The sequence below is a fragment of the Pseudoalteromonas sp. SR45-5 genome (assembly GCF_014163565.1).
Lineage (GTDB): Bacteria > Pseudomonadota > Gammaproteobacteria > Enterobacterales > Alteromonadaceae > Pseudoalteromonas > Pseudoalteromonas distincta.
On record NZ_JACJDN010000460.1, the window covers coordinates 1 to 3300 of the forward strand.

Annotated in this window: 1 protein-coding gene; it reads left to right on the top strand. The window is 40.0% G+C overall.

The window, feature by feature from the left end; all coding sequences use genetic code 11:
- Positions 1 to 91: 91 nt before the first annotated feature.
- A partial coding sequence (locus tag H5072_RS15090) for an Ig-like domain-containing protein (RefSeq protein WP_182693983.1) occupies positions 92 to 3300 on the top strand: 3209 nt, incomplete at its 3' end.

Sequence of the window (3300 nt, forward strand, 5' to 3'; positions counted from 1 at the left end):
GTAATAAAAAACTGAGATTTTAGACTAAGTTATAGGTTAATATTAAGTGAAAATTAATTTTGATTATAATAACAACGCTAGGGAGAGGTTCATGCCTTTAATGCGACTGCTCGGCATTTCATTGCTAAGTTTTTTACTCACAGCCTGTGGTGGCGGTGGGTCACTTGAAAAAGACGGCTCTATTAGTGATGGTGATTCCACGACGGAAACATCAACCTATACAATAAGTTTGAAAGGTTATTTGAAAGCGAGTGATACTGAGTCGAATAGTGTTACTGCTGATGCTCCTTTAGAATTAAGAGCTAGTTTAGTTAATGAAGATGGTGATGCAGTGTCTGGCGAGCGTATTACATTCACGTTAGCGGATTCTATTGGTGAGCTAGACCCAGTAGCAGGTACCGCTCTTACTCAATCAGATGGCGTAGCGACTATTGAACTAATAGCAGGTTCAAGTGCAGGTGCAGGTGAAGTTACAGCCACTTTTACGATTGATAGTGTCAGTTACACGGATACATTTGCTTTTGAATCTGATGGTACCGCGTCAACAGAACCTCAGTTAAATATCACAGCTGTAAACAGTTCAGGTGAGAATACTCGTAATGTTGATTATTCAAACCCTCTTACTGTTCAAGTTGAGCTAGAGATTGATGGAGAGCCTGCTGCATTTAAGCTTGTTGAATTCGTACTCACTGGTTTAGGAACAATCAATCCAACTAACGGCACAGCACTAACAAATGCTCAAGGCATTGCAACAATAAGCCTTCTAGCTGGTACAGAAGTTGGTGCAGGTTCTATAGTTGCAACCTACACTGATAATGAAAACATTGTTTACAGCTCTGATGGTTATACATTTACTACCGAAGGTGATGCACCCGTTCAGGGTGAGTCGTTAGACTTTTCTATAGGATTGAGTCTTACATCTTCGACTTCATTGACCGAAATTAGTACCATTAGTGCAGCCGATAGTGGTGTGGTTAAAGCAACTGTTCTTGATGGTGATGGTATTAAAGTAGAGGGGGCCGTTGTTAATTTTTCTTCTACCCTAGGTAATCTTATCCCAAGCATTGGAACAGCATTAACAAACGAAAATGGTATAGCTTCACTTAATTTAACTTCAGGTACTGTCGAAGGTGCTGGTTTAATAACCGCACAGTATGAAGGTGTGGAGAAAACGTTGGGCTTTTACACCCGAGGCGATGCTGTAAACCCAGATCAAAGCACTGCGGATATCAATTTTAAAATTTTGCAAAACTGTCCGGTTGATTTTAAAACAACTAGAGATGCAAGTTTATGTGAAGAGGTAACAAGTATTTCAGGTGATTCTTCAGCTATTTTATTTATTGAAGTGACTAATGAAGACTCTACAACACCACTTACTCAAGCTTTAGTAACCGCTACTACTACTATTGGATCTATTACTCCTTCAACAGGCACTGCAATTACAGATGCAAATGGTATCGCACTACTCGATATTGTTCCTGGGCAAGATGTAGGGGCAGGTGAAATCACCGTGTCTGTACTTGATAGTAACTTGACTAAAGCGTTTCAGATTGCTGCGGTAGATATCGAAATTTCTATTTCGAGCTCTATTGCTGATGATGAGCTATTAGCGGCAGGGGCTACGGCTCTAATTTCTATTGAAATTTCTAAAGATGGTGAGTTATATACAACTCCATTAACGGTTGAATTCTCATCGGGCTGTGTAAGTTCGGGGCAGGCATCAATTGATGAAACAGTGACTAGTATTGGTGGATTTGCACGTTCTACATATCGCCCTTTAACTTGTGTGGGTGGTGATATTATTACAGCAACGGTTATTACTGGTGGAGATACCGTTTCTGCAAATACTACAATTAATGTATCACCTGCAAATATTGGTTTTTTACAGTTTATAGATGTTACAGAGCCTGTAATTGCATTAAAAGGTACTGGTGGTGCTGACCGTACTGAAATTTCAGAAGTGACTTTCAAACTTGTCGATTCAAACGGGAACGATTTAGCGTCAAGAACGGTTAACTTTGAACTTTCAACTGCTGTAGGTGGCATTACATTAGGCACTGCCAGCGCTATTACTAATGCCAGTGGCGAAGTGAAGACATCAGTACTATCGGGTTCGATTGCAACACCTGTACGTGTTATTGCATCAAGTGAAGAAGAGGTAGAAGGTAATACAGTTGTTGTAACAGCCCCTTCAGATATTCTTGTTGTTAGTACAGGTATAGCTGATCAAAATAGTTTTTCGCTATCGCGTTCTATTTTCAATCCCCATGCATTAAATGTTGATGGTAATACAGTAGCGGTTAACGCACGTTTAGCCGATCACTTTAATAATCCTGTTCCAGATGGTACGGCCGTTACTTTTATTACAGAAGGTGGAGTTATAGAGCCAAGTTGTACTACAACGAATGGAGCATGTAGCGTTACTTGGACAAGTAGCAACCCGCGTCCTTTTACTGATTCAATGTACGAAAATACAATTGCTCAAAAGTGTGATGGTGGATTACCGTGCCCATTAGGTATTTTAAATAATGATCTTACAATAGATTTACCACTTGGTGGACGAGCAACCGTTCATGCATATGCTATTGGTGAAGAGACTTTTTCAGACTTAAATGGTAATGGTTACTTTGATAGCGAAGACTTCTTTGATGATTTATTTGATATCCCAGAAGCTTTTATTGATAACAATGAAGATGGTACTTTTGGCGGCAAAGATTGTAGTGATGGAACAGACCCATGTTCTCGTGACAATTCAACAGGTGATGAGTTTGAAGAGTTCGTAGATTTTGATGGTAATGGTTCTTGGACTACCCAAAACGGTTTATACAATGGTTTACTATGTCGTGAAGAAGACGAAACCGCAGGCCTATGTAGCCGTCAATTGGTTAATGTATTTCAAAACCAAGAGATTGTTATGTCGGGTGATGCGGCATTCTTTAGATTAGTAACCTATGCTGATGATTGCTCTGCTATTGCAGGCGTAACAGCATCTGAGGTGCATATAAACAGTGATCCAGCGAGCCCATTAGTACGTCGCTCACAAGCTGATCCAACAAGCCGACAGATGTGTCAAGTCAGTGAAATAGATTTAACCCAGACTCCAACAGGGACTAGTAGTGTCAGTCTGATTATGTATATTGCAGATATGTATAATAATCCTATGCCTGCAGGTACTGAGGTATCTATTAGTACTGATAACGGTGAAATTACTGGCGAAACTAGTTATGTATTTCCTAATACTACGAGCTTTGTTCCAGTAGGTGTTTCTTTTGGTATTAAACGGGAACCTTTGACAGGTGG